The sequence below is a fragment of the Gordonia sp. UBA5067 genome (genome assembly GCF_002414845.1).
Classification (GTDB): domain Bacteria; phylum Actinomycetota; class Actinomycetes; order Mycobacteriales; family Mycobacteriaceae; genus Gordonia; species Gordonia defluvii.
Genome location: NZ_DIAX01000021.1, coordinates 1 through 1,049, shown reverse-complemented (window position 1 = coordinate 1,049; position 1,049 = coordinate 1). Strand labels below are relative to the sequence as shown.

Below are 1,049 nucleotides of genomic sequence, written 5' to 3'. Positions count from 1 at the left end.
GGCGGCCATGCTCGGCCAGCCGGTGTCCATGCTCATCCCGCGCGTCGTCGGCTTCAAGCTGACCGGTGAGATCCAACCCGGGGTGACCGCGACCGACGTCGTGCTCACCGTCACCGACATCCTCCGGCGGCACGGCGTCGTCGGCAAGTTCGTCGAGTTCTACGGCAAGGGCGTTGCCGAGGTGCCATTGGCGAACCGTGCGACGCTGGGCAATATGAGCCCCGAATTCGGCTCCACCTGCGCGATCTTCCCGATCGACGACGAGACCATCAACTACCTGCGCCTGACCGGCCGCACCGACGAGGAACTCGCGCTCGTCGAGGCCTACGCCAAGGAACAGGGCATGTGGCACAACCCCGACCAGGAGCCGGAGTTCTCCGAGCACCTCGAACTCGACCTGGGCACCGTGGTGCCGTCGATCGCCGGGCCGAAACGTCCGCAGGACCGCATCCTGCTGTCGGAGTCGAAGGTCGCCTTCCGCAAAGACATCCACAACTACGTCGAAGAGCATCACCACGCGCCGAAGAACGGCCTCGACGAGGGGCTCGACGAATCTTTCCCCGCATCCGACCCGGTGTCGATCACGCCGAACAGCGCCACGTTGTCCTTCGCCGACGACGACGCAGTCGAGTCGGCGGCCAACGGCGCCCACGGGCGCCCGAGTAAGCCTATCGAGGTCACCTCGGACGGCAATACCTTCATCCTCGACCACGGTGCAGTCGCGGTCGCCGGCATTACCTCGTGCACCAATACGTCGAACCCGTCGGTCATGATCGGCGCCGGCCTGCTGGCACGCAATGCCGTGGAGAAGGGCCTGACCTCCAAGCCGTGGGTGAAGACCAACATGGCACCGGGGTCGCAGGTCGTCTCCGACTACTACGAGAAGGCCGGGCTGTGGCCCTACCTGGAGAAGCTCGGCTTCTACCTGGGCGGCTACGGGTGCACCACCTGTATTGGTAACACCGGCCCGCTGCCCGAGGCGATCAGCGCCGCCGTCAACGACAACGACCTGTCGGTCACGGCTGTGCTGCTGTCTCTTATACACATCT

At 65.3% G+C, this 1,049-nt stretch carries 1 protein-coding gene; it reads left to right on the top strand.

The window, feature by feature from the left end; genetic code table 11:
• The coding region (locus B4M62_RS02775) for an aconitase family protein (protein WP_290704842.1) at positions 1-1,049 on the top strand (1,049 nt) is incomplete at both ends.